Source organism: Cupriavidus sp. 94F1 (genome assembly GCF_057798875.1).
On sequence record NZ_JBYOJT010000002.1, the window covers coordinates 303,883 to 329,125 of the forward strand.

The following is a 25,243-nucleotide window of genomic DNA, read 5'->3' on the forward strand; positions in this document are numbered from 1 at the left end:
TACAGATGTAAAACGATGAATACAAAGGGATTTTTGAAGCGACGCCGGCGCACGGTTCGGGAATCCGAACGCCGGGCGCAAAACACCGTCCGGATTTCCGAACGGCGTTGCGCGTGAATGTGGTGTCCGGCGCATGCTGCAGTGCGCAAGCTCCGGGCCGTGCGCGGGAAGGATCAGGCTGGCAGGCCCTCGCAGGTGTCGAGAAAGGCTTCCAGCGGCATCGGCTTGCCGATGGCGTAGCCCTGCGCGTAATCGACCCCGATGGCCCGCAGTGTATGGAGCGTGCTTTCGTCCTCGACCCATTCGGCCACGGTGCGCACACCGAGCCGATGGCCGATGTCGTTGATCGAGCTGACGATCTCGCGGTCCACGGCGTTCTTGGCCAGGTTGCGGATAAAGCTGCCGTCGATCTTGAGATAGTCGACTGGGAACTGCTTCAGATAGGCAAACGACGACAGGCCGGCGCCGAAATCGTCCAGCGCGACGGTGCAGCCCGCGCTGCGCATGTCGGCCACCACGCGGCTGGCGGCGGTCATGTTGTTGATCAGCGCGGTCTCGGTGATTTCCAGCCGGATGCGGTCGGCCGGCAGTGCCGAGTCTTCCAGCGCGGCGTGCAGGAAGGGCAGCAGGAACGGCTCGCCCAGCGAATTGGCCGACAGGTTGATCGACACCGACAGCCCCGGCACGCTGGCCAGGCGGTCGCCGTACTGCTGCAGCACGTTGCGGATCACCCAGCGGTCGATATGGCCCATCAGGTCGTAGCGTTCGGCAGCCGGGATGAACGCGCCCGGCATGATCAGCGTGCCCTGTTCGTCCACCATCCGCACCAGGATTTCCACGTGGCGCGAATCGTCCTCGCCCGGACGCAGCGAGCAGATTTCCTGCGCGTACAGCCGGAAGCGGTTGGCTTCCAGCGCCGAATGGATGCCGGCGGCCACCTCCAGTTCGCGGTGATGGCGGCGTGCGTCGCTTTCGTCACGGCGATAGACCGACACGCGGTTGCGCCCGGCCGCCTTGGCGGCGTAGCAGGCCACATCGGCACGGCTCATCAGTTCGCTGACAGGCGGCACGTCGCTGTCGATGGCGGCGATGCCGATGCTGGCGCCCACGTCGTAGACGCGGCCGTTCCATGGAAAGCGCCGCTCGCGCACGGCGTCGATCACTTTCATGCAGACCTGCTCGGCGTGTTCGATGCTGCAGTCCTTGAGCAGCAACGCGAATTCGTCGCCGCCCAGGCGGGCCAGCAGGTCGTCGGGCCGCACCTGGTGGCGGATCACGTAGCCCAGTTCGCGCAGCAGCACGTCGCCCGCACCATGGCCGGCCGTGTCGTTGACGATCTTGAAACGGTCCAGGTCGATAAAGCAGAGTGCGGCGCGATGGCCGTGCAGCCGGGCGCTCTCGCAGGCTTCACGCAGGCGTTTTTCGAACCAGGCACGGTTGGGCAGGCCGGTCAGCGCGTCGTGCGTGGCCGAGTGGGCCAGTTCGCGCTGCAGCGCCCGCGACGTGGTGATGTCCTGGAACACCAGCACGGCGCCCAGCACGCTGCCGTCGTTGGCCAGCACCGGCGCGGCGGAATCCTGCACGTCATGGCGTTCGCCGGTCAGGCTCTGCAGCACCGCGCCTTCCTGCAGATAGGCCGGACGCAGCGTTTCCAGGCATTGCTCGACCGGGCTGGGGATGGCCAGGTCGGTGTCTTCGTCGACGATGCGGAACACCTGGTCCAGCGGCTGCCCCATGGCGGCGTCCAGGTTCCAGCCGGTCAGCTGCTCGGCAATCGGGTTCATGAAGGTCACGCGCATCACGCGGTCCGTGCAGATCACGGCATCGCCAATCGAGCGCAGCGTGATCTGCAGGCGTTCCTTCTCCTCGAACAGCGCCCGGTTCAGGTTGCGCTGCTCGGTGATGTCCCAGTTGGTGCCCACCAGCGCCCGCGTGGTGTCGTCCTCGTGGCGCGAGATGGTGGCCATGGCGCGCACGTGGCGGATCTCGCCGGTGGGCCGCACCACGCGGTATTCGGTGTCGAAGCGGCGCACGCCGCGGATGGCCTGGCGCATTTCGGTGCTGACGCGGCTCACGTCCTCGGGGTGGACCATCGCGATCCACTGGGCCAGCGTGGGCGGTCCAAGCTCGGGCGCGGTGCCGTGCAGCGCGTGCATGCGGGTGTCCCAGGTGATCGCCGCCTGCGTGAAATCCCATTCCCAGATGCCCACGCCGCCCGCTTCCACGGCCAGCTGGGTGCGGCGCGTCAGCTGTTCCAGCTGTTCCTGCGCCAGCTTGCGCGTGTGGATGTCTTCCACCTGCGCGATGAAATGGTCGGGCCGCCCGGTGTTGTCGTCGCGCACCAGCGACACCGCCAGCAGCGTCCACAGGTAATGGCCGCTCTTGTGGCGGTAGCGTTTTTCCAGACGATACGAGTCGATCTCGCCGGCCAATAGCCGTTCTACGAGCCTGAGGTCGGCCGCGAGGTCGTCGGGGTGGGTCATCAGCTGGAACGGCAGGTCGCGCAGTTCGTCGGCGCTGTAGCCGAGCAGGTCCACCATGGCGCGGTTGACCATCTGCCAGCGCCCGTCCATGCCCACCAGCGCCATGCCGATGGCCGAATGCTCCAGCGCCTGGCGAAAGCGCCGCTCGCTGCTGCGCAGTTCCAGCCGGCCCTTGCGGTTCTGCTCGGTCATGAACGCAATGCAGACCGGGAACACCATGACCAGCGCCCCCGACAACGGCACCGAGCGCGAGGCCAGGAATTCCGTGCCCGAGACCAGCCCGATGCATTCGGCGGCCACCGCCGACAGCAGCGCCAGCAGGGCCGTGGCAAACGGGTTGCTGGCCAGCGCGACGATGACCAGCGGCAACGACATCACCACGAACGGGTCGTGACCGGCGCGGATGGCGCCGGCGCCGATGCCCACGCACAGCGCGAACAGCCCGGCCAGCCGCAGCAGCATCGGGCGCTGGCAGGTGGCGCGCACGCGTTCGCGCGACAGCGACACCATCAGCGGCAGCAGCATCACCATGCCGACCGCGCCGGCATTCCACCAGTTCCACCAGACCGTGGGGAACGGCGTGCCATAGCGCGCCGAGATGACCGAGGCGCCCAGCAGCCCGCTCAGGGCCGGCCCGACGGTCGAGGCAATGCCAAGCGTCAATGCAAAAGTGGTCAGTTGTCCGGGACGGGCCAGCGCATGGCGGCCGACCATGACCTGCAGCAGCACGGCCGACCCGGCCAGTTCGGCCAGGTTGGCGGCCGACAGCAGCAGCGCGGCGCCCAGCGGATGCCCGGCGACGACGATGTCGGCGGCAATATTGGAAGCCAGCATGATTGCCAGCAGCGCCGGCGCCTCGCGGGTCGGGCGGTGCAGCAGCATGCCCAGGCCAAAGGCGTTGGCCAGCCACACGGCCGCCGCGTGACCCGGAACGCGCGCCAGCCACAGGCCGGCCAGCGCCAGCACGAAGTAGCCTGCAGCCGCCAGCAGCAGCGGACGCCAGTTGCCGAGGCGTGCGATGGACGGAAGGTTCGAAGGGGGCGCGGCCCTGTCAGGCGTCATCAGATTTGGGTTTCCTGGGGCGCGCCTGGCGCGCCGAAAGCCATGCCGGCAGGAATGCAATGGCCGCACCCTGCCCAGCGTAGGTGGCACTGTAGTCGCGCCAGGCGGAATCTGACGGCCGGGATAGGGGCATCTGCATGGCTTTGTTGGGACTGGCGCCGCAGGCCGAAAGCTGGTATGGCGGGCGGCGCCTTGCGGCGTGGGCGGCGCCTGGCGGAGGAATCGTGGCGATTACCTGAGGCGTAATCGTGCTGCGGCCGGCGGGCATCCATGATGAGGCCATGACGTGATCAACCCCCTGCAGGTCCTCAACCACAAGGAGCAACGCCATGACCGCCACCATCGCCCCGAACGCCAGCGCCGCCACGACCGACCTGGCAGAACTGGCCGACCGTTACCTGGCCGCCTGGAACGAAACCGACGCCGTCCGCCGCCGCGCCCTGATCGGCCGGACCTGGACCGAGTCGGCTGTATACGTGGACCCGCTGATGCGCGGCGACGGCCACGCCGGCATCGACGCCATGATTGCCGGCGTGCAAGCCCGCTTCCCCGGCTTCGTGTTCCGCCGCGTATCGCCGGTGGACGCCCACGGCGCCAACCTGCGCTTTACCTGGGAACTGGGGCCGGCCGGCGAAGCCGCGCTGGTGGTGGGCACCGACTTTGCCACGATTGCTGACGATGGCCGCCTGGCCGGCATGACCGGCTTCATCGACCGCGCCCCGGCCGGCCTGGCGGGCTGACCGCCGCGCGTATCCCCCGGACTGGCGGCGCCGGCGCAGCTTCTGTACGATCCCGCACGGAACGCGAAGCGCGCGCCCGTTTCAATCGGGCGGCGCAATCTGCGCTTTCTCGATGGCCGCTCACGGGGGATACCCATGGACGTCAAGCGATTCTTCCGCATTGCCAGCGCCGCGCTGGTTGCCTTCGTGGTGTTCGTGGTGCTGGCCGTGGGCAGCACGTACTGGTGGGGCGGCCGCAAGCTCCAGCGCAAGATCGACGTGGCCGTGCAGCCGGTGACGATCCCGACCGACGCCACGGCCATCGCCCATGGCAGGTATCTATTTGAGTCGCGCGGCTGCGCGGACTGTCACGGCGCCAAGGGCAACGGCCGCCAGGTGTTCGATGAATCCAACGGATTCCGGGTATTCGCCCCAGACCTGACCCGCGCCAACCCCGATATCGCCAGATTCCAGCCCCAGGACTGGGACCGTGCCATCCGGCATGGCGTGGCGCCGTCGGGCCGGCCGCTGCTGGTGATGCCCAGCGAGGATTACAACCGGCTGTCCAACGAAGACTTTGGCGCGCTGGTGGCCTATGTCCAGAGCCTGCCACCCGGCCCGGGGCGTCCCGGCGAGGTGCAGTTGCCATGGTTCATCCGGGGCATGTATGGCGCCGGCGTGATCCAGGACGCCGCCGGGAAGATCGACCACAGCCTGCCGCCGGCCGCGCCGGTGGTGGCCGCCGTGAACGCCCAGTACGGCGCATACGTGGCCAATTCGTGCAAGGGCTGCCACGGGACCCAACTGCGCGGCGGCCATATCCCCGGCGCGCCGCCCGACTGGCCGCCTGCCGCCAACCTGCAGCCGGGCGGGGCGATGAAGCACTACCCCGCAGCCGACCAGTTCGTGACCATGATGCGCACAGGCAAACGGCCCGACGGCACCGACGTGAGCCGCGTGATGCCGTTCACCGCCTTCGCCAAAATGAACGACACCGACCTGCAGGCGCTCTATCTGTTCCTGAGCCAGAAATAATCCCGGTTATGGTGCGCACCGCATGATGTGAGCGGGACTGCGCAAGCTTTTCATATTTCTACTATGCTCCACGGGTTCGCCGGGTGGCCAGGGATCTTTTGCCATTGACCCGGCGTGACGCGCGAATAACCGACTGGGCCAAGCACCCAAGGAGCACCCCCAAATGACGACCCTCACCCTCAACGGCAAGACCGTGGAGGTGGACGCCGATCCGTCCACGCCACTGTTGTGGGCCCTGCGCGACAACCTCGGCATGACCGGCACCAAGTTCGGTTGTGGCATGGCCGCGTGCGGCGCCTGCACCGTCCATATCAACGGCCAGGCCACGCGCAGCTGCGTGATGCCGATCTCGGCCACGGCCGGCAGCAAGATCAACACCATTGAAAGCATGGGCGACGACCCGGTCGGCAAGGCCGTGCTGGCGGCGTGGCTCAAGCACGACGTGGCCCAGTGCGGCTACTGCCAGAACGGGCAGGTGATGAGCGCCGTGGGCCTGCTGCGCAGCAAGCCGCGGCCCACCGATGCCGATATCGACCAGGCCATGGCCGGCAACGTCTGCCGCTGCGGCACCTATCAACGGATTCGTGCGGCGATCAAGGACGCCTCGCGCGCCATCGCTGTCAAGGCATAAGGGGCTGCCATGCGTATTCGAGGGATTGAAGCCCTGGCGGGCGGCAGCGGCGTGCCCGCTGCGCAACCGGAAGCGGCGGCCACGCTGTCGCGGCGCAGCTTTCTGAAGATATCGGGCCTGGCGGGCAGCGGGTTTGCGCTCGGCATCGTCGGCGTGGATGCCGCGCTGGCCCAGCAGGCGCCGGCCAGGCCGGCGGCACCGCCGCAGGCGTTCCTGACCATCGCGCCGGACAACACGGTGACCATCGCCGTGAACCGGCTCGAATTCGGCCAGGGCGTGCATACGGCGCTGCCGATGGCGCTGGCCGAGGAACTGGACGTCGACTGGAAGAACGTGCGCGCCATCCTGGCCCCGGCCGGCGATGCGTACAAGGACCCGATGTTCGGTATCCAGATGACCGGCGGCTCGACGGCGCTGAACCATTCGTTCGAGCAGTACCGCGAGCTGGGCGCCCGGGCGCGGGCCATGCTGATCGGCGCCGCCGCGCAGAAGTGGGAGGTCGATCCGGCCAGCTGCACCGCGTCGATGGGCGTGGTCACGTCGGGCAACAACCGCGCCACGTACGGCGAACTGGCGCAGGCGGCCATGGGCCTGCCGGTGCCGGCCCAGGTCAAGCTCAAGGACCCGGCCCAGTTCCGCATCGTCGGCAAGCCCACGCCGCGCCTGGACGCCGCATCGAAGCTGCACGGCGACCCGGTGTTCGGCATGGACGTCCGGCTCAAGGACATGAAGGTGGCCGTGGTGGCGCACCCGCCGCGCTTCGGCGGCAAGGTCAAGTCGTTTAACGCGGACCGCGCGCGCAAGATCAAGGGCGTGGCCGATGTGATGCTGGTGAACACCGATCGCGGCGGTTCGGGCGTGGCGGTGGTGGCCGACGGCTACTGGCCGGCCAAGACCGCGCGCGACGCGCTGGAGATCGTCTGGGAAGACGCCGGTTCGACGGTCAGCACGGCCGCGCTGTTCGACCAGTTCAGCAAGCTGGCCGCGCAGCCGGGTATCGTGGCCAGGCCGCTCGAAGGCGGCAATATCGACACCGTGCTGTCGGGCGCGGCCAAGGTCATCGACGCCGAGTATCGCGTGCCGTACCTGGCCCACGCGCCGATGGAGCCGCTGAACTGCACGCTGCAGCCCGAGGTGGCCGGCAACAAGGTGACCGCCGTGAAGGTGTGGGTGGGCTCGCAGTTCCAGACCATCGACCAGGGCGCCATCGCGCGCACGCTGCAACTGACGCCGGAAAAGGTCACGCTGAACACGATGATGGCCGGCGGTGGCTTTGGCCGCCGCGCCGTGCCGACGTCGGACTACCTCGTGGAGTCGGCCAACGTGCTGCGCGCCTGGGTCGCCAACGGCCATACCGAGCCGATCAAGGTGATGTGGAGCCGCGAGGACGACATCAAGGGCGGCTACTACCGCCCGCTGCACGTGCATCGCGCCCGCATCGGCGTGGACGCCCAGGGCAAGGTCGTGGGCTGGCAGCACACCATCGTCGGCCAGTCGATCATCACCGGCACGCCGTTCGAGCCGATGATGGTCAAGAACGGCGTGGACGCCACGATGACCGAAGGCATCGTCGAGAACGACTATGACCTGCCGCTGCAGGTGCACGTGCATCATCCGAAGGTGGATGTGCCGGTGCTGTGGTGGCGCTCGGTGGGCAACACGCACACGGCATTCGTCAAGGAAACGCTGGCCGACGAGATGGCCACGGCCGCCAGGCAGGACCCGGTGGCCTGGCGCCTGGCGCGGCTGGACGAGAAGAAGCACGCGCGCCATCGCGCCGCGCTGCAGCTGGCCGTGGACAAGTCGGGCTATGGCAAGACGAAGCTGCCGAAGGGGCATGCCTGGGGCGTGGCCGTGCACGAGTCGTTCGGCTCGGTGGTGGCCTATATCGTCGACGTGTCGGTGGTGAAGGGCGAGCCGCGCGTGCATCGCGTGACGGCCGGCGTGCATGCGAACCGCGTGGTCAATCCGCTGACCGCCGAGGCGCAGGTCCAGGGCGGCTGCGTGTTCGGGTTGTCGATGATCAAGCCGGGCTTTGCCATCGAGATGGAAAACGGCATGGTCAAGAACAGCAACTTCCCCGACTATCCGCCGCCGCGCATGCCTGACGCGCCGGTGGTGGACGTGTTCTTCGTGCCGTCGAACGACAACCCGACCGGCCTTGGCGAACCGGGCACGCCCGGCATTGCCCCGGCCGTGGCCAACGCGCTGTTCCGCCTCACGGGCAAGCGCCAGCGTCAGCTGCCGTTCGTGATGGCCTGAGGCGGGTTCTTCCTGCCCTTGTGTGCTCCCCTCTCCCGCAAGGCGGGAGAGGGGCAGGGGGAGAGGGCGCAGCGATTCAAATTGCGTTGTGTCGCGGGATGAGCCGCGTTGCCCTCACCCCCAACCCCTCTTCCACTGCGTGGGAGAGGGGAGCCGGATAGCGGTGATTCGAGCTACTACTGATCCCCCGCATTGCGCCACGCCTGCACGAACTTGCGCAGGTCGCCGGCCGACGCGTCGGTGATCGCCACGTAGCGCATGCCGCCGGCCGTCCAGCTTTCGAGCTGGTATCCCTGCCGCACCCGTTCCTCCACGCGGGCGCCCGCGCCCGGTATCACGAAGACGTCCACCGGATGCTGGCGGCGCTGATAGACCAGCACGGCCACGCGCTGCCCGTCGACAAAGTCCACCCGGCCGCCGACCAGCGGAAAACCGGCCGAAGCCAGGTCGCGGACATCGGGCGCGTAGTCGATGCGGCCGTTGAACCACGGCTTGACCGTGTGCTGGTCGGTCGAGACCACATCGCTGGCCCGGTTCGAGATCAGCCCGCGCACATGGCTGGCGACGATGCTGCTGGCCAGCAGGTCGTCCGGCGACGGCGCGGTGTTGTACTGAAACAGGCTCAGGCCGACGGCCGCCGCCGTCACGGCGGCCAGCGCGGCATTGACCGGCGGCGACCACGCGAACCAGCGCCGCCAGCCGGCCGGTGCGTCGGATGACGGATCGGCGGGCGCGCTGTCGGCGGAGTCGGGCAGGGCGTCGAGAATGCGGGCGCGCAGTTCGGCCGGGGCGCGGTGGTAGGTGGCGCCGCGCCGCGTGGCACGGTGCAGCGCCTGCAGGTGGCTCAGCGCGTCCACGCAACCGTCGCAGTCTTCGAGATGCCGTTCCAGCCGCACGCTGTCGGCCGCGCCCACCTCGCCGTCGGCGGTGGCGTGCAGCAGCTGGCGGGCTTCATTGCAATCCATGGCGCCGGTCTCCTGCGGGGGGAATGGGGTCGTCGGGGTTCAGGCCGGTGGCGGCCGGCAAGCCGCTGGCCGCCGGCTGCGGCGCGCCATCGCGCAGCGCCACCACGGCGGCGGCCAGCATGCGGCGGCCGCGCGCCAGCCGCGACATCACGGTGCCTACCGGAATGTCGGCAATGCGCGCGATGTCGCGATAGTGCAGTTCCTCAAGTTCGCGTAACACCAGCACCTCCCGAAACGCCACCGGCAGCCGCTCCAGCGCCGCGTGGACCAGCCGGACGTCCTCGTCGCGCAGCAGCCACTGTTCCGGATCGCCCGGCGCGCCGTGCCAGTCGGGCAGGTCGGCATCGACCAGCGATTCGTCGTAGCCCGTTTCCGCCGCCGCGCGGCGCTTCTGCCAGGTGGTGAACCACGTGTTGCGCACGATGGCCAGCAGCCATGGCCGGGCCTGGTCGCCGCGAAAGCCCCCGAACAGCCGGAACGCGCGCAGGAAGGCCTCCTGCACCACGTCGTCGGCATCGCCCGCATTGCCACACAGCCAGCGGGCCAGGTTGTACGCGGCATCCAGGTGCGGCAGCACCAGGGTGTCGAATCTGCGGCGCGTGTTGGCGGCGTCCAAGTCAGTCCTCTAGGGGCGGATCGGCAGGGCACTGCGGCATGGGGCGTCTCCCGTGTATTACCGGCGCTGGGCCGATTCTATTCCCGCCGGCCGCCGCGCGCCAACGGGGCAGACCCGCAGGGAATAAACGCCGGGCCGCGCCGGTATGACAGTCACCATCCACCCAACGGAGACGGTCATGAATGGAAACTGGAGCCGGCGCGACATCCTGCGCCTGGCGGGTGCGGCCGGCGGCGCCGTGTTCGCATCGGCCCTGCCGGGCTGGGCAGCCGGGCGCGATGACGACTTCGTGTTCGTCCAGCTGTCCGATGCGCACTGGGGGTTCGAGGGGCCGCCCAATCCCGATGCGCGCGGCACGCTGCCCAAGGCCGTGGCGGCGGTCAACGCATTGCCGCAGCCGCCCGATTTCGTGATGTTCACGGGCGACCTGACCCACACGACCGACGACCCGGCCGAGCGCCGCCGCCGCATGCGCGAATTCCGCGACCTCATCGCCCCGCTGCGCGCCGGGGCCGTCCACCTGATGCCGGGCGAGCACGATGCCAGCCTGGACAACGGCGCGGCCTACCAGGAGCTGTTCGGGCCCACGCACTACACGTTCGACCACAAGGGCCTGCACGCAATCGTGCTGGACAACGTGTCGGACCCGGCCGGGCAGGTGGGTGAGGCCCAGCTGGCCTGGCTGGCCGCCGACCTGGCCAGGCAGCCGCGCGACGCGCGTATCGTGCTCTTCACGCACCGGCCGCTGTTCGACCTGTATCCACAGTGGGACTGGGCCACGCGCGACGGCGCCAAGGTGATCGACCAGCTGATGCCGTACCAGAACGTGACGGTGTTCTACGGGCATATCCACCAGGAACATCACCGCATGACCGGGCATATCGCGCACCACGCGGCGCGCTCGCTGATGTTTCCGCTGCCGGTGGCGGGGTCGCAGCCGCGCCGGCTGCCGGTGCCCTGGGATGCCGCGCATCCGTACCAGGGCCTTGGCTGGCGCGAGGTGAACGCCACGGCGTCGCCGGGCAAGGATGCATTCCAGCTGGCCGAGCAGCCGGTAATCGGGAGCGCGTGATGACGAACCATCCGACCGATCCGGCGGAGCCGACCGACCAGGCCGCCCAGGCCGCCCCGCCCGCCGTCGCGGGCCGGCGCCGGATGCTGGCACAGGTCATGGGCCTGGTGCTGGCCGCCGCCGTCGTGCCCGCGATGGGCGGGGCCGCCGCGCCGCGCGTGATTCCGATGCGCGCGCGGCGCTTCGTGTTCATCCCCGACAAGCTGACGCTCAAGCCCGGCGAGACCGTCGTGCTGGCGGTGACCGCCGAGGACGTCATCATGGGTTTCTCGGCCCCGGACTTCTCGGTCCGTGCCGATCTCCCTCCGGGCAAGGCGGTAGAGGTGCGGATGACCGCGCCGAAGCAGCGCGGCACCTACACCTTCCTGTGCGACATCTTCTGCGGCTCGGGCCACGAGAGCATGAGCGGCACGATCAGCGTGGCGTAGCGGTCGGGAGCCGGGACGGGAGAGAGGGAGAGCGCCCGGGCGTCGTCGTACCCCCCGCGCGGCGCCGCACGTTTGGCGGCGGGGCGGGACCATTGCAGGCCTGGGTGGGACATCCACCGCCTGACTCGACAAGGATACGATGCGCACCTTGCCCCGCGACATGCGGGGATACGAAGGGCGTATGACTGCCTGTTTCAGCGTACGATGCCAGGGCAGTCGTGCATCATCGGGCTTGCGGCCAACTTCTCTCAGGCAGACCACCATGGAAACCCAGGAAAGCACCCTGACCCTCGCATTGCTGACGGTGCCGGCCCGCGCGGCCATCTGCCGCGCGCTGCTGGAGGCCGGCGACGATTGCCTGCCCGCCATTGCGCTGGCCGAAGCGTCCGGCGTGACACTGCGCCGCGCTGCCCACCATTTCCAGGAGATGGTCCAGGCCGAGGTGCTGGCGCTGGTCATCCGCGACCACCAGGTCTGCTATGCGCTCAAGGCGCGCCGGGCGGTGCGTGAGGCGCTGGAATTCGTCGATCGCAGCGGCCTGAACTGACTGTGCTGCTTCAGGCGCTTTTTTGAGGGCGCCGGTCAACTGGCCGGCGTGGTTCTCCGTTCATTCAGGGCGACCGGCCGTTGCCGGTTGCGCCTTGCATCAGGAATCCACCGTGAAATTTTCGAACCGGATCGTGACGCTGCCGTTGTGGGCGATCCTGTATTTCGTCTTCGGCTACGCGTCGCACCAGATCAACGGGCCGTTCTCTGCCACCGGCTATATCTGGCTGCCGGCCGGCGTGACCGTGGCCGCCTTCATGCTGGCGCCGGCCCGCCGCTGGGTGCCGCTGGGGCTGGCCTTCCTGGCCGCCCAGATGCTGCTGGGCGTGGTGGAAGGACGCGATCCGTTCCGCATGGTGCTGTTCTCGCTGGACGAGATCGGCTTTGCGGCGCTGGCCGTGGCACTGGTCCACATGATGCGGTTCTCGCTCGAAGGACTGGCCTTCCTGCGCGGCGTGCTGGTGGCCGCCGTGGTCAGCAGCGTGGGCGGCGCGGTGTTCGGGGCGGGCTGGTTCTGGCTGTTCCTGGACGTGCCATTCTGGGCCACCGCCAAGGTCTGGGCCGCCGCCGACTTCGTGGGTGTACTGATCGTCACACCGGTATTCGCGGGCTGGGCGCGCTTCAGCGCGGCCCGTTCTGGCGGCCGGCGCCGGGGCGAATTCCTGGCCGGTATCGCCGCGCTGCTGGCCGTGCTGGTGACCGCCGCAGTGGTGTTCGACGGCACCCGCATCGTGCAGTTGTCGCTGGACGTGGCCTATGCGCTGACCTATATCCCGCTGTTCTTCGTGGCGATCGCGGCGCTGCTGCTGGGCGGACGGGGCGGCTCGGTGGCGGTGGCGCTGCTGTCGGCGCTGGTACTGGTCAACACCGCCCAGGGCGACGGCCCGTTCGCCGACACGGCGGTCTACCACGGCAATTCGCTGCTGGTGGCCCAGCTCTACCTGGCCGTGGCGGCGCTGCTCACGCTGCTGATCAGCACGCTGCGCACGGCCCGCGAGCAGCTGCACGAGGCGGCGGCGAGCCGTCAGAACGACGTGGAACTGGCGCTGGCCGCCAGCGGGCAGCTGGTGTACAACCTCGACCCGCATAGCGGCCGCCTGCGCTGGAGCGGCAGTGTCGAACAGGCGTTTGGCATGGCCGAGCCGGCCTTCTCCACGCTGGACGACGTGCTGGCCTGCGTGCATCCCGACGACCGCGCCGAGGTACGCCGGCGCTGGCTGCGCGAAAGCGATGGGGAAGTGCGCGGGGATCTGACCTTCCGGCTGCTGCTGCCGGCGGGCGCCACCACCACGGTGGTGGACATGAGCGGCCCGCTGCTGGACGGCGACGACTCCGTGGCGCTGATCGCCGGGGCCTGGCGCATCGTCGCCAGCCACGACACCGAGGGGCGGCGCGCAGCATGACGACCGAACAGGCACCGCGCGTCGGGGCCTTGCTGATCCATGGGCTGGGCGGCACCCAGTATGACCTGGGGCCGATGCACAAGGTACTGCGGCGCGGCGGCGTGGAAACCCACGCCGTGACGCTGCCGGGCCACGGCGGTACGCCGGAAGACCTGCTGCACGTGCGGGCCGAGCAGTGGATGGCGTCGGTCACGCAGGCCTACGACGCGCTGGTCGACCAGTACGACACGTTCCACGTGATCGGCATGTGCATGGGGGCGCTGCTGGCGGTGGCGCTGGCCGAACGGCGCCAGCACCGCAAAGGCAAGCTCGTGGCGCTGTCCGCGCCGGTCTATATCGACGGCTGGTCAACCCCGCCGTACCGCTGGCTGCGGCACGTGGTCTACCACCTGCCCGTGCTGCCGGGCCGCATCAAGGTCGAGGAAAACGAGCCGTTCGGCATCAAGAACGATCTGGTGCGCGCCATCGTCAAGGCCAAGTTCGAGCGCGGCGACAATTTCCACTACCGATGGGTGCCGCTGACCTGCATCCGCCAGGTGGACCGCCTGCGGCGCTGGGTGCTCGACGGCGCGCGGCGCGTGGCCTGCCCGACGCTGGTGGTGCATGCCCGCGAGGACGAACTGACGTCGGTGCGGTCGGCGGACTTCCTGCTGGCGAACGTGCCGCAGGTGCAAGGCGTGGTGGTCGAGAACAGCTACCACATGATCTGCGTGGACAACGACCGCGAGCAGGTGATGGCCAGCGTGGCCGGATTCCTCGGGCTCGACGCTGGCGCCGGCCGCGCGCGCACGCGCCGCGCCGTCGAGGCGCCGATGGCAGCGGAGGCCGTGCAGGCGCTGGTGCAGGATTACCTGGCCGCGCTGACGTCGCGCCATTTCGAGGCCATCTATCCGCAGCTCGATCCGGCCATCGTCTGGCGGCACGTGGGCGACCACCCGCTGGCCGGCGAGTATGGCGACCGCGATGCCGTGATCGGCCTGTTCCAGCGCCTGGCGCAACTGGCTGGCGACACGATCCGCATCGACGTGGCGGGCGCGCCGCGTATCGACGGGCAGACCGTGGAGGTGGATATCAGCGTGTCGTATCTGTTCGACGGCACGCCGATGCAGGGCCATGGCACCCAGACGCTGCAGCTGCGCAATGGCCGCATCGCGGCCGTCGAATACCGCTCGGCGATGGCGGTCGCCAGCCCGGCGGCGCTGGCGGGCCAGGCCGTCTGAGCATGCCGGGAGGCACCCGTCAGAACACGCGGCCCAGCTGCAGATAGAGGTTCCAGACGCCCTTCGGGGCCGCCGCGAAGCCGAAGTAAAGCGGGCCGATCACGCTGTTCCCCCCGATGAACGCACTGGCGCTGGACTTGTACGGGCCGCTGCCGAAGTTGCGCCGCCTGAGCCAGACATCGCCGATTTCGAGGCTGGTGCCGAAGACCGTGCTGCGCAGCCCCGGCAGCGTGAACTCGCGCAGTTCGTTCAGATAGGTGAGCCGCCCATACAGCAGGTAGTTGCCCGAGAACTGGTCCGGCGCATAGGCCGACAGCCGCTGGAAGCCGCCCAGCGTGAAGCCCAGGCCGCCGCTGACGCTGTTGTTCGAGCGGTGGTCGTTGTACGTCATGGCACCTTCGGCGGCCAGGTTCAGCGTGTGGCGGCCGTAGCTGCCAGCCCACAGCGCCTTGGCGTGGACGTCGTCGAAGCTGTTGTCGGCCCCGCCGAACGACAGCTGGTTCACCGCGTACAGGTAATAGCCCTTGCGCGGGAAGAGCGGGTCGTCGAGCTGGTCGATGGTCAGCTGGGCGCGCACCACGGGCTGGCGCACCCGGGCACTGAACCGGCCGTTGGGCGCGCCGGCGAGCAGGTAATCCGAGGCGTAGCGCACCTGCTGGTAGTTCGCGCCGAGGCGGAACTCGCCCAGGCGGCCGATGGGCAGCCCGAAGTCGATACCGGCCTGAGCGGTGTCCACGCGCACGGCCGTCAGCGGCGTGGCATTGCGCTTGTCGCCATTGTCCGGGTAGATGTCCACGTGCTTGCGGGCGTATTCCAGATAGGGCGCGATATAGAAGCCCAGCCGGTCGAACACGGGCTGGCGCAGTTCGGTATGCCATTTCGCCTGGTTGCTGCCCAGCACGATGTCATTGCGCCATTCGAGCCCGCCTTGGGTCAGCCACGGGTAGCGGTGGCCGAGCTGGAGGTTGAAGGCGCCCTTGCCATCGAACGTGGTGGACAGTCCGAAGCCGAACAGCAGGAACTGCGGGCCCCATGACTTTTCGTGCGCATCGACCTTGAGCACCGAGCGGCCGTCCTCGGTCACCAGTTCCTGCGTCACGCTCTCGAAATCGCCACTGGTCGACAACTGGGTCAGGTCGTGGTTGACGGCGGCCGTGTCGTAGCGGTCACCTTCGCGCACGCGCAGGTACTGGCGCACGTACGACGCCGGAATGCGGCCCGAGGTGTGTACCTCGATCGCGTCCACCCGGCGCGGTTCCGCGGTGGCCACGTGCGCGGCACGCGAAGCGATGTACTGGTCCCAGGCCTCGCGCGGCAGGGCCAGCCCGGCCAGCCGGGGCGCGATGGCGGTGGTGGCGGCATAACCCAGCCCGATACCGTCGCCGGCGTGCGAGAAATCGGTGAAGGACAGCTTGCCCAGATCGGGCTCCAGCAGGACGTCGCGCGGGCCCAGCAGCGCCTTTTGCGTGGCTACGTTCTGGTTGGTCAGGATCGTCACCATCTGCTGGGTGACGGCTGCCGGAGAGTCCAGCGTGGCCGGATCGTCGAGCGGGGTGGCCACGTTGACGGCAATCACGATGTCGGCGCCCATGTCGCGCGCCATCTGCACCGGCAGGTTGCTGACCAGCCCGCCATCGACCAGCGTGCGTCCGTTCACGGCGAACGGCGCGAACAGGCCGGGCACGGCGGCACTGGCGCGGATGGCACGGGGCAGCGAGCCGTGGTCCAGCACCACGGGCGCGCCGGAGCCGAGGTCGGTGGCGATCGTGCGGAACGGCACCGGCAGGGTATTGAAATCGACGTCGCCGGGCCATGCCGACGTCCAGTCCTGCAGCAGCGTCAGCAGCTTGTTGCCCTGCACCAGGCCGATCGGCAGCTTGACGCCATCCTTGCCAAGCCCCGCCGAAATGCCGATCGGATACTGGAAGCTGTCCTCCCGGAGCGTCTGCGGCAGCTGCGCGCGTTCGTTGCGGTCGAACACGATGTCGCTGAGGTTCACCCGGGACAGCCGGGTTTCCAGTTCGTCGGCGCCGATGCCGCTCGCGTACAGCCCCCCGACCACCGCGCCCATGCTGGTCGCGGCAATGCAGTCCACGGGGATATGCATCTGCTCCAGCGCCTTGAGCACGCCGATATGGGCGTAGCCCCGCGCGCCGCCGCCGGACAGCACCAGGCCGATGCGCGGCCGGGCGGACGGGGCGCCATTTGCACCGTCGGGACCACTGGCCGGCCCGGCGGCGCATGCCGCATGGGCGTGCTGCCACGACAGCAAGCCGAGCAGGAACAGACCGAACAGGACAGCCCACCCCGGCGGGGCTCGGTGCGGCGCAATGGCTTGGCGAAACATGACGGTCACTTCGGAAAGGGCTGACAACGGTGGGGAACCCGTCTGCCAACGTGGCAGCGGAACTTTTCGTGGACATTGTCAGGGGATGCGGCCAGAAAGTGGCGATCTGGCGCACGGCGAAGAAAAAAACCGCAGGGTACGGGAAAACCCCCATTCAGCCCGCGTCTTGAAAACGAAATACCCCGTCCCTATAATTAGCACTCGCTGGGGGAGAGTGCTAACAGCCAGCTGTTGCCCCTTCCCTGCGGTATACCCGAAAACCCGATGGCCGTTGCCGACCGGTGCCAGGGCACCCCCTGATAACGGCCGTTTTGTGAATTAAAACTCACTTTTTTTGTATTTAGGAGTCCGTATGAACCTGCGTCCTCTGCACGACCGTGTGATCGTGAAGCGTCTGGACAATGAAACGAAGACCGCTTCCGGCATCGTGATTCCCGACAATGCAGCCGAAAAGCCGGATCAAGGCGAAGTGCTCGCCATTGGCCCGGGCAAGAAGGATGACAAGGGCAACAACATTGCCCTCGACGTGAAGGTGGGTGACCGCGTGCTGTTCGGCAAGTATGCCGGCCAGGGCGTGAAGGTGGATGGCCAGGAGCTGCTGGTCATGCGCGAAGAAGACATCATGGCTGTCGTCAACAAGTAATCGACGCCCGTCCTTCCAGACATACCCAGATTCCTGACCGCCCAGCCCGATGCGCGGGGCGGTCTTCCCAGATTCGGAGATTCAGAACATGGCAGCAAAAGACGTAGTGTTCGGCGACGCCGCACGTGCCAAGATGGTTGAAGGCGTGAACATTCTCGCCAACGCAGTGAAAGTGACGCTGGGCCCGAAGGGCCGTAACGTGGTGCTGGAGCGCAGCTTCGGCGGCCCGACCGTGACCAAGGACGGTGTGTCCGTGGCCAAGGAAATCGAGCTGAAGGACAAGCTGCAGAACATGGGCGCCCAGATGGTCAAGGAAGTGGCTTCCAAGACCAGCGACAACGCCGGTGACGGTACCACCACCGCTACGGTCCTGGCCCAGTCGATCGTGCGCGAAGGCATGAAGTTCGTGGCCGCCGGCATGAACCCGATGGACCTGAAGCGCGGCATCGACAAGGCCGTGGGTTCGGCCGTGGAAGAGCTGAAGAAGCTGAGCAAGCCGACCACGACCAGCAAGGAAATCGCCCAGGTTGGCGCGATCTCGGCCAACAGCGACGCCTCGATCGGCGAGCGCATCGCCGAAGCCATGGACAAGGTCGGCAAGGAAGGCGTGATCACGGTGGAAGACGGCAAGTCGCTGGCCGACGAGCTGGAAGTCGTGGAAGGCATGCAGTTCGACCGCGGCTACCTGTCGCCGTACTTCATCAACAACCCGGAAAAGCAGGTTGTTCAGCTGGACAACCCGTTCGTTCTGCTGTTCGACAAGAAGGTCTCGAACATCCGTGACCTGCTGCCGGTGCTGGAGCAAGTGGCCAAGGCTGGCCGCCCGCTGCTGATCATCGCCGAAGACGTGGAAGGCGAAGCCCTGGCCACGCTGGTGGTGAACAACATCCGTGGCATCCTGAAGACCGCCGCCGTGAAGGCTCCGGGCTTCGGCGACCGCCGCAAGGCCATGCTGGAAGACATCGCCATCCTGACGGGCGGCACGGTGATCGCCGAGGAAATCGGCCTGACGCTGGAAAAGGCCACGCTGCAGGACCTGGGCCAGGCCAAGCGCATCGAGATCGGCAAGGAAAACACCATCATCATCGACGGCGCCGGTGACGCAGCTGCGATCGAAGGCCGCGTGAAGCAGATCCGCGCCCAGATCGAAGAAGCGACCTCGGACTACGACCGCGAGAAGCTGCAAGAGCGCGTGGCCAAGCTGGCCGGCGGTGTTGCCGTGATCAAGGTTGGCGCTGCCACCGAAGTCGAAATGAAGGAAAAGAAGGCCCGCGTGGAAGATGCACTGCACGCGACGCGCGCTGCCGTGGAAGAAGGTATCGTCCCCGGCGGTGGTGTGGCCCTGCTGCGCGCCCGCGCTGCCATCTCGGCGCTGCAAGGCGACAACCCCGACCAGAACGCCGGCATCAAGATCGTGCTGCGCGCCATGGAAGAGCCGCTGCGCCAGATCGTGCTGAACGCTGGTGAAGAAGCGTCGGTCGTGGTGGCCAAGGTCATCGAAGGCAAGGGTAACTACGGTTACAACGCCGCTTCGGGCGAGTACGGCGACCTGGTGGAAATGGGCGTGCTGGACCCGACCAAGGTGACCCGCACCGCGCTGCAGAACGCCGCTTCGGTGGCTTCGCTGATGCTGACGACCGACTGCGCCGTTGCCGAAACGCCGAAGGAAGAGTCGGCTCCGGCAATGCCGGGCGGCATGGGCGGCATGGGCGGCATGGACGGCATGATGTAAATCGCGCCGGACTGCCGGGCCAGACGGCCTGACTGTCAAAAAACCCCCGAGGGTGCGAGCCCTCGGGGGTTTTTGTTTTGTGCGGCCTTCAGCGAGCGCGCGCCACAATCGCGTGCGCGGCGTCTTGCCGCTGGCGCAAGGACGGAAGCAATTCCGCCCTCAGCCATTGCAATGCCGCGCCAGTCGATACGGCAGCGTGCCGTTGCCACCCGCCGGCGTGCGCAAGGCCGGCGTGGGGAAGCAGGGGAGCCGACGCAAGTGCAAGCAGCACCCGCCGGCGTGAGCGGCTCGTGTTTGTCATGGGTGTCATGGGTTGGGCTGTATCCATGGTCAGACGGCTCCCGGCCGCAGGCGGATGGAATCGATCAGTCTGTCCCATAGCTCTAGCGCTTCTTCGTCGCTGGCGAATGATTCGTTGTTGGTCTTGTAGACGCTTTCGATGACGTCGAGCTCGGCATTGAGCTGCGGCTCGGCGAGCGAGTATTCCTTGCCGGAGGCCTCCCATTTGAAGGCGTAGAGCCGCTTGCCCTTCTCCGTCCCCGCGATGAGGATCTCGTCGGCCTCGATGGGGCCGACCGGCCGCGCACGGTTGCGCAGTTGATGCATGCCGGCAATCGAGCCCAGCAAGCTGGTCAGCAAGCCGCCGGCCCGCTTGCGCAGGCTGGGCTCGACGCGATATTGAGCGAAGGCCGACACCTGGATCCATGCGTCGGGCTTGTTGGGGAGCTTGATGGTCAGGGACCAGCTTTCGCGGTTGAAAAGGGTGTCTTCCAATATGACGCTGCCTGCCACAAAGCCTTTTCGCCGAGGCACCGACGCGTCATCCACCGGCCGCAACTTGTCGGCAATCTCCGCGCAAAACTCCAATTGCGAATCGAGACGGTCGTTCGACACTTCCCTGAGATAGGTTAGAGTCCGGCCGCCCACGCGGAAGTACGAATCGAACTGATACATGATTGTGCCCCCAGGCCGATTCCATGACACAAGCGTGACGCCGCGATTGATGCCATGGTCCACCCGCCGAACGAACAGACTGCCGTATTGCTCGTGCGGCGCGGCACGCAGGGCCTGCTCACGCTGGTTGATCATGGCGTCATACGCCAAGTCTGTGCGGATGTCGTTGCGAAAGACTAGAGGGTCAGTGTTGTACCGCCATTGCGGTACGAGCGTTGCATCCTCCGGCACGTCCACGAGGTGTCGGCCGATGGACGTGGTTATCCAACTTGGGGTCATGCGGACTCCTGTTCGAGTAACGGATACCATTGGGCATCCTGAGCGATCGTGGCACGCCGTGAGACACCCCGAAGTACCTTGTCGCAGCCGTGGATCTCGGTCAGTGCCCGGCTGACGAAGCCGCCCATGGAATGCGTAACCACAATCACGTTCTCGGCCACGATGCGCGACGGCCACTTGCGCGGCATGCCTCTGCGGTCCGCGCCTTTGCCATCCGGGGTATCGTGAAGCAGTATGCCGGGGCGAGTGCGAGCAGCACCCGCCGGCGTGAGCGGTTCGTGTTTGTCATGGGTGTAATGGGTTGGGCTGTATCCGTGATCAGACGGCTCCCGGCCGCAGGCGGATGGAATCGATCAGCCTGTCCCATAGCTCCAGGGCTTCCTCGTCGCTGGCGAATGATTCGTTGTTGGTCTTGTAGACGCTTTCGATGACGTCGAGCTCGGCATTGAGCTGCGGCTCGGCGAGCGAGTATTCCTTGCCGGAGGCTTCCCATTTGAAGGCGTAGAGTCGCTTTCCCTTCTCCGTCCCCGCGATGAGGATCTCGTCGGCCTCGATGGGGCCAACGGGCCGCTCACGGTTGCGCAGTTGATGCATCCCGGCAATCGAGCCCAGCAAGCTGGTCAGCAAGCCGCCAGCCCGCTTGCGCAGGCCGGGCTCTACGCGATATTGAGCGAAGGCCGACACCTGGATCCATGCGTCGGGCTTGTTGGGGAGCTTGATGGTCAAGGACCAGCTTTCGCGGTTGAATCGGGTGTCTTCCAGAATGACGCTGCCCGCCACAAAGCCTTTTCGCCGAGGCACCGACGCGTCATCCACCGGCCGCAGCCTATCGGCAATCTCCGCGCAAAGCTTCAGCTGAGAGTCGCGACGGTCGTTCGACACTCTCATCAGATACGACAATGTCCGGCCCCCAATGCGGAAGTATGAGTCGAACTGGTACATGATCGTGCCGCTCGGACGATTCCAGGAAACCAATGTCACGCCGCGATGGGCCGAATGGTCCACTCGTTTAACGAACAGACTGCCGTATTGCTCGTGCGGAGCGGCACGCAGGGCCTGCTCACGCTGGTTGATCATGGCGTCATACGCTACATCTGTACGAATGTCGTCGCGAAAAGCCAGCGGGCTGTTATTGAATCTCCACTGAGGAACAATCACGGCATTGTCGGGCACATCTACCAAATGACGTCCGATGGCCATAGTCTTCGAGCTGCTCATGCGGACTCCTGTTCAAACGTCGGATACCAGTCGGCGTCTTGGGCGATCTGGAAGTCGCGCGTCTGACGGGTCTTCGAGAACGCCGGAATCCATCCCGCAAAGCGGCGCGGCTCGCTGCCATCGCCGGGGTCGATGACGAAGGTGGCCGGACGATTCAGGTAGTCGGCACGGTCCAGTTCCAGCGGGTGGGTCAGCTGGACGGTGACCTCGTAAGGCTTGCCGAGGGTCTCAACGGCCTTGAACGAGACCACCGACAGGGCGATGGCGGTGGGCGCGGCGGGGACTTCGAGGCGGTAGGACTTCAGACCCGCATTCTGAAGAAACCACTGCCCGCCGGATACCAGAGCGTCCTTGTCGATCATCGGTTCGCGCCACATGCTGTTTGCTGTGGGTGGCACGCTACACCGACTGGCTGCCGAGTGCGTCAACGAATCAGCAGGCAACTAATCCGACGCAAGCCGTCGTCACAATCGCGGCTTTGCGATTGACAATGGCGTGCGCGAAACGATGACCTGCGATAGCGCCGACGTACCGATCGGACCGACCAATTCCTCGGATCAGAGAAATCCGAGATTGCCTCAGACTTCCACGACCTTGCCCCAGTCGAAAAAGGCGTTCTCGGGCGCGCCGGTTCTGCGCGAGATATAGCCGCGCGGATTGCAGACCACGCGCGTGTCGTCGATCCAGTAGTCGAAGCTGGTGTGCGTGTGGCCATGGATCCAGAGATCGGCCTGGGCCACGAGGTCGGGACGCCGTGAAATGAAGCCGGCGGAGACGATGTCGTGGGCGTAGCGCGCATCGAGGCTGCCGAGATCCGGGCCGTGGTGGGTGACCACGACGGTCTTCCCGGCGAACGGCTGTGCCAGTGTGTCGGCCAGCCACGCCGTGGCCGCGCGGTGGCGCGCCAGGGCGTCGGCGGGCGTGTACGGGCGGGGCAGGCCGTCGTCGCCAGTGGTGGAGATCAGCCGGTGATCGACCATTACCTTGGCGCAGGCCGCCATGGCCTCGTCGATACGGTTCTCGCCGTACAACGCATAGTCGGTCCACCACGTGGTGCCGATCACCCGCACCGGGCCGCCCGGGGCGTCGGAAAATTCCGCTACCGCGCCATTGAGCAGCGTCACATTGCCGGACGCGGCGGCGCCGTCCGCCATCTGTTGGTCCACCGGATCGAACGCGCTTTCGTAGTATTCGTGATTGCCGGGGATGTAGAGCACAGGGCCCGCGAAGGTACGGGCGGCCCAGTCGATACCGTCGCGGCCGTTGGCGATGTCGCCGGCCAGGATCGTCAGATCGGCGCTGCAGCCGGGGACATCCTCGGGCATGTGGTGTTCGATGTGGAGATCACTGAGGATGCGGATTTTCATGGGACTGGCCCTCCGTATCTGCATACGGGCGCGAATTGGTCTGCAAGCATTCTTAAGAAGACTTGGGCCTCCCGTCAAGCTGCAAGGTTGCCTGGGCGGCGCGCCGGTGGTGCACCAAGCAGAAAAGCCCGGACTTGTCCGGGCAAGACTGTCTGCCTGGCATTGCACCAGGGGAGGACAGCCGGGGGAACCGTTATGACGATGCGCCGCTTGATGTGGCGTTAGTTGTTGCCCGCCATGGTGGGCAGCAGAACCCGGTAGATCTGGATGAACGCCGGCCCCAGCAGGACCAGCAGCAGCGTGGGGAAAATCGTGAAGATCAGCGGGAACAGCAGCTTCAGCGCGATCTTCGCGGCCTGTTCCTCGGCGCGCATGCGGCGCTTGGTGCGCAGCATGTCGGACAGCACCCGCAGGGACTCGCCCAGGCTGGTGCCGAAGCGGTCGGCCTGGACCAGCATCGATGCGAACTTGTCGACATCTTCCACGCCGGTGCGCAGCGACAGATTGCCGAGCGCCTTCTCTTTCGAGAATCCGGAGCGCAGTTCCAGCAGCATCAGCTGCAGCTCGTCGGCAAGCACGGGGCAACGCAGCGCCAGTTCGTCGGCCACGCGCATCAGCGCGGCGTCGAGCCCCAGGCCGGCTTCCACGCAGACGGTCAGCAGGTCGATGACGTCCGGAAATTCCTCGAAGACCGTCCGCTGGCGCGTGGCGACCTTGCGCGAGAGCAGGATGTTCGGAATGTAGTAGCCGATGGCGGCCAGCACCGCGAGCGTCGCGAACATCGCGCTTTCCTGCTGGAATGCCGGGGTGCTGGCCGTTGCCACCAGTCCAAGCATCGGCAGCGCCACCGCCAGCAGCGTCTTGGCCGCGAAGTACAGCGGGGCGGCATTCGCGTTGCGCCATCCGGCGTTCATGAAGCGGATGCGCAGCTGCGAATGTTCCCAGCCCTCCTTGGGCAGCGACAGCCGCGACACAGGCTGGGCCCATCGGACGATGGTATCGATCAGGGCCTGGCGCTGCCCGGCGTCGCCGGTGACGCCGCCCGTCTCGGTGGCAATCCGTTCCATCCGGCCACGCATCCGGTCGGGCGAAAACGCGTAGAGCACGCCGAACACGGTGCCGAACGCTGCGACGAAGATCAGTGCCAGCACGATCCACTGATCTATCCGAAAGCCCTGCATGATGTCTTGCATGATCGAACTCCCCCTCAGGTTGACCGTCCAAGGCCGGCTGTTGTTATCCGACTCATACCCGGATGCGGATGATCTTGCGCATCCACACCACACCGAAGATCATCGACGTGATGGCGCCGCCAATCATTCGCCATCCAAGCGGGTCTTCCCAGAGCACCTTCATGAAGTCGGGGTTGACGACCAGGATCATGCCGGCCGTGCCGAAAGGCAGCAGGCCAAGAATCCAGGCCGAGAGCCGGCCCTCCGCCGACAACACCCGAATCTTGTCGAAGAGCTTGAGCCGCTCGCGCACCATCGTAGCGATGGTGTCGAGGATCTCCGCCAGGTTGCCGCCGCTCTCGCGCTGGATCAGCACGGCGATGACAAAGTAGCGGAGGTCGGCCACCGGCACGCGAATGGCCAGGTTCGTCATGGCCTCGTCAAGCGCAACCCCGTAGTTGATCTCTTCGAACGTGATGCGAAACTCGGGGCCCAGCGGCGCCTTGATTTCCTGTCCAACCATGCCCAGCGCGCCGGAGAACGAGTGGCCGGCACGCAGCGCCCGGCTGATCATGTCCACCGCGTCTGGCAGTTGCAATTCCAGTTGCTTGAGCCGCTTGGCGCGCTGCCGCATGACGTGCAGGAAGGGCAGGGTCCACGCGAACGCCGCGCCGCCGAGCATGACGGGCATCGGCAAGGGCGCGACCGGAATCAGGGCCACCGCGCATAGCACCACCAGTCCACAGTAGCCGAGCAACTGGGCCACCGACCACGAACTGCCGGACTGTTCGAGCCAGCGGTCCAGTGCGCCGATGCGCGGCACGTTCATCAGCCAGCGCTGCATGCGCGGTGAATCGCTGAGCAGCCGCTTCTTGAGAATGGACAGGCGCTCGGCGCTGACATGGCCGCCGGCCGACAGCGCCCGCAGGCGCGCCTCGATGCGCCTGGCGGCGGGCCCGTGGGCGTTGTTCCACCATAGGTAGATGGCTTCGACGCCGAGCACCACGGCGACGAAGAGCAGGATGCCAAAGGCATAAAAGATCGTGCTCATGTGTGACCCCCGGGGATGTTGTCGTTTGGCGCGTGCAC

21 protein-coding genes and 1 pseudogene are annotated in these 25,243 nt (G+C 67.0%); 11 read left to right on the forward strand and 11 right to left on the reverse strand.

Going from position 1 to position 25,243, the window contains the following annotated elements:
* Nucleotides 1–173: 173 nt before the first annotated feature.
* Complete coding sequence (locus AC3FJ6_RS05450) at nucleotides 174–3,545, reverse strand: diguanylate cyclase (RefSeq protein WP_488771020.1); 3,372 nt, start codon at nucleotides 3,543–3,545, stop codon at nucleotides 174–176.
* A gap of 329 nt (nucleotides 3,546–3,874) precedes the next feature.
* Between AC3FJ6_RS05450 and AC3FJ6_RS05455 the strand changes: the two genes are divergently transcribed.
* The 4 genes from AC3FJ6_RS05455 (at nucleotide 3,875) to AC3FJ6_RS05470 (ending at nucleotide 8,192) form a co-directional block, all read left to right on the forward strand.
* On the forward strand, nucleotides 3,875–4,285 hold the full coding sequence (locus AC3FJ6_RS05455) for a nuclear transport factor 2 family protein (protein ID WP_400395272.1): 411 nt from the start codon (nucleotides 3,875–3,877) through the stop codon (nucleotides 4,283–4,285).
* A 135-nt stretch (nucleotides 4,286–4,420) separates the two neighbouring features.
* Nucleotides 4,421–5,299: a c-type cytochrome gene (locus AC3FJ6_RS05460; RefSeq protein WP_488771022.1), complete on the forward strand. Its 879-nt coding sequence runs from the start codon at nucleotides 4,421–4,423 to the stop codon at nucleotides 5,297–5,299.
* A gap of 163 nt (nucleotides 5,300–5,462) precedes the next feature.
* Entirely contained in the window at nucleotides 5,463–5,930 is a 468-nt protein-coding gene (locus AC3FJ6_RS05465; RefSeq protein ID WP_066739323.1) for a (2Fe-2S)-binding protein, read from the forward strand.
* A gap of 9 nt (nucleotides 5,931–5,939) precedes the next feature.
* Nucleotides 5,940–8,192 carry a xanthine dehydrogenase family protein molybdopterin-binding subunit gene (locus AC3FJ6_RS05470; protein WP_488771023.1) on the forward strand — a complete coding sequence of 751 codons (2,253 nt, stop codon included), beginning with the start codon at nucleotides 5,940–5,942 and terminating at the stop codon, nucleotides 8,190–8,192.
* A 176-nt stretch (nucleotides 8,193–8,368) separates the two neighbouring features.
* Here the strand turns inward: AC3FJ6_RS05470 and AC3FJ6_RS05475 are convergent, their stop codons facing one another.
* Both AC3FJ6_RS05475 and AC3FJ6_RS05480 read right to left on the reverse strand, forming a co-directional pair.
* Entirely contained in the window at nucleotides 8,369–9,157 is a 789-nt protein-coding gene (locus tag AC3FJ6_RS05475) for an anti-sigma factor family protein (protein WP_488771024.1), read from the reverse strand.
* Nucleotides 9,144–9,773: an RNA polymerase sigma factor gene (locus tag AC3FJ6_RS05480; RefSeq protein WP_488771026.1), complete on the reverse strand. Its 630-nt coding sequence runs from the start codon at nucleotides 9,771–9,773 to the stop codon at nucleotides 9,144–9,146. The genes AC3FJ6_RS05475 and AC3FJ6_RS05480 overlap by 14 nt, the downstream gene beginning before the upstream one ends.
* Nucleotides 9,774–9,951: 178 nt before the next feature.
* On the opposite strand from AC3FJ6_RS05480, the gene AC3FJ6_RS05485 reads away from it, so the two are divergent.
* The 5 genes from AC3FJ6_RS05485 to AC3FJ6_RS05505 all read left to right on the forward strand — a co-directional run bounded on the left by AC3FJ6_RS05485 (nucleotide 9,952) and on the right by AC3FJ6_RS05505 (nucleotide 14,442).
* Nucleotides 9,952–10,845 (forward strand): metallophosphoesterase family protein, encoded by an 894-nt coding sequence (locus tag AC3FJ6_RS05485; RefSeq protein WP_488771027.1) that lies wholly within the window; start codon nucleotides 9,952–9,954, stop codon nucleotides 10,843–10,845.
* A gap of 83 nt (nucleotides 10,846–10,928) precedes the next feature.
* The gene (locus AC3FJ6_RS05490) at nucleotides 10,929–11,273 is read left to right on the forward strand and encodes a cupredoxin domain-containing protein (protein WP_488771358.1); all 345 of its coding nucleotides are present in this window, start codon (nucleotides 10,929–10,931) and stop codon (nucleotides 11,271–11,273) included.
* Nucleotides 11,274–11,535: 262 nt separating this feature from the next.
* Nucleotides 11,536–11,820, forward strand: a complete 285-nt coding sequence (locus AC3FJ6_RS05495; protein WP_400395069.1) for an ArsR family transcriptional regulator — start codon at nucleotides 11,536–11,538, stop codon at nucleotides 11,818–11,820.
* A gap of 112 nt (nucleotides 11,821–11,932) precedes the next feature.
* Nucleotides 11,933–13,222: an MASE1 domain-containing protein gene (locus AC3FJ6_RS05500; protein ID WP_400395072.1), complete on the forward strand. Its 1,290-nt coding sequence runs from the start codon at nucleotides 11,933–11,935 to the stop codon at nucleotides 13,220–13,222.
* Entirely contained in the window at nucleotides 13,219–14,442 is a 1,224-nt protein-coding gene (locus AC3FJ6_RS05505; RefSeq protein ID WP_488771028.1) for an alpha/beta fold hydrolase, read from the forward strand. The genes AC3FJ6_RS05500 and AC3FJ6_RS05505 overlap by 4 nt, the downstream gene beginning before the upstream one ends.
* A gap of 19 nt (nucleotides 14,443–14,461) precedes the next feature.
* Here AC3FJ6_RS05505 and AC3FJ6_RS05510 read toward each other — a convergent pair whose 3' ends face one another.
* Nucleotides 14,462–16,789, reverse strand: a complete 2,328-nt coding sequence (locus tag AC3FJ6_RS05510) for a patatin-like phospholipase family protein (protein ID WP_488771029.1) — start codon at nucleotides 16,787–16,789, stop codon at nucleotides 14,462–14,464.
* 352 nt (nucleotides 16,790–17,141) lie between these two features.
* Between AC3FJ6_RS05510 and groES the strand changes: the two genes are divergently transcribed.
* Together groES and groL are read left to right on the forward strand one after the other, a co-directional pair.
* Nucleotides 17,142–17,432 (forward strand): co-chaperone GroES, encoded by a 291-nt coding sequence (gene groES / locus AC3FJ6_RS05515; RefSeq protein WP_008644494.1) that lies wholly within the window; start codon nucleotides 17,142–17,144, stop codon nucleotides 17,430–17,432.
* 88 nt (nucleotides 17,433–17,520) lie between these two features.
* Nucleotides 17,521–19,164 (forward strand): chaperonin GroEL, encoded by a 1,644-nt coding sequence (gene groL, locus AC3FJ6_RS05520; RefSeq protein WP_092595012.1) that lies wholly within the window; start codon nucleotides 17,521–17,523, stop codon nucleotides 19,162–19,164.
* 330 nt (nucleotides 19,165–19,494) lie between these two features.
* Here the strand turns inward: groL and AC3FJ6_RS05525 are convergent, their stop codons facing one another.
* The 7 genes and pseudogenes from AC3FJ6_RS05525 to AC3FJ6_RS05555 all read right to left on the reverse strand — a co-directional run bounded on the left by AC3FJ6_RS05525 (nucleotide 19,495) and on the right by AC3FJ6_RS05555 (nucleotide 25,205).
* Nucleotides 19,495–20,397, reverse strand: coding sequence for a T6SS immunity protein Tli4 family protein (locus AC3FJ6_RS05525; protein ID WP_488771030.1), 903 nt, complete (start codon nucleotides 20,395–20,397; stop codon nucleotides 19,495–19,497).
* Nucleotides 20,394–20,585: a hypothetical protein gene (locus AC3FJ6_RS05530; RefSeq protein WP_488771032.1), complete on the reverse strand. Its 192-nt coding sequence runs from the start codon at nucleotides 20,583–20,585 to the stop codon at nucleotides 20,394–20,396. Before AC3FJ6_RS05530 ends, AC3FJ6_RS05525 begins: the two co-directional genes overlap by 4 nt.
* A gap of 130 nt (nucleotides 20,586–20,715) precedes the next feature.
* Nucleotides 20,716–21,615, reverse strand: coding sequence for a T6SS immunity protein Tli4 family protein (locus tag AC3FJ6_RS05535; protein WP_488771034.1), 900 nt, complete (start codon nucleotides 21,613–21,615; stop codon nucleotides 20,716–20,718).
* A 50-nt stretch (nucleotides 21,616–21,665) separates the two neighbouring features.
* Nucleotides 21,666–21,977, reverse strand: a pseudogene (locus AC3FJ6_RS05540) (type VI secretion system tip protein VgrG); the annotation flags it as partial.
* Between the two features lie 216 nt (nucleotides 21,978–22,193).
* Nucleotides 22,194–22,982 carry a metallophosphoesterase gene (locus AC3FJ6_RS05545; RefSeq protein WP_488771036.1) on the reverse strand — a complete coding sequence of 263 codons (789 nt, stop codon included), beginning with the start codon at nucleotides 22,980–22,982 and terminating at the stop codon, nucleotides 22,194–22,196.
* Nucleotides 22,983–23,203: 221 nt separating this feature from the next.
* The gene (locus AC3FJ6_RS05550; protein WP_488771037.1) at nucleotides 23,204–24,175 is read right to left on the reverse strand and encodes a type II secretion system F family protein; all 972 of its coding nucleotides are present in this window, start codon (nucleotides 24,173–24,175) and stop codon (nucleotides 23,204–23,206) included.
* Between the two features lie 52 nt (nucleotides 24,176–24,227).
* Nucleotides 24,228–25,205: a type II secretion system F family protein gene (locus AC3FJ6_RS05555; RefSeq protein WP_488771039.1), complete on the reverse strand. Its 978-nt coding sequence runs from the start codon at nucleotides 25,203–25,205 to the stop codon at nucleotides 24,228–24,230.
* Between the last annotated feature and the right edge of the window lie 38 nt (nucleotides 25,206–25,243).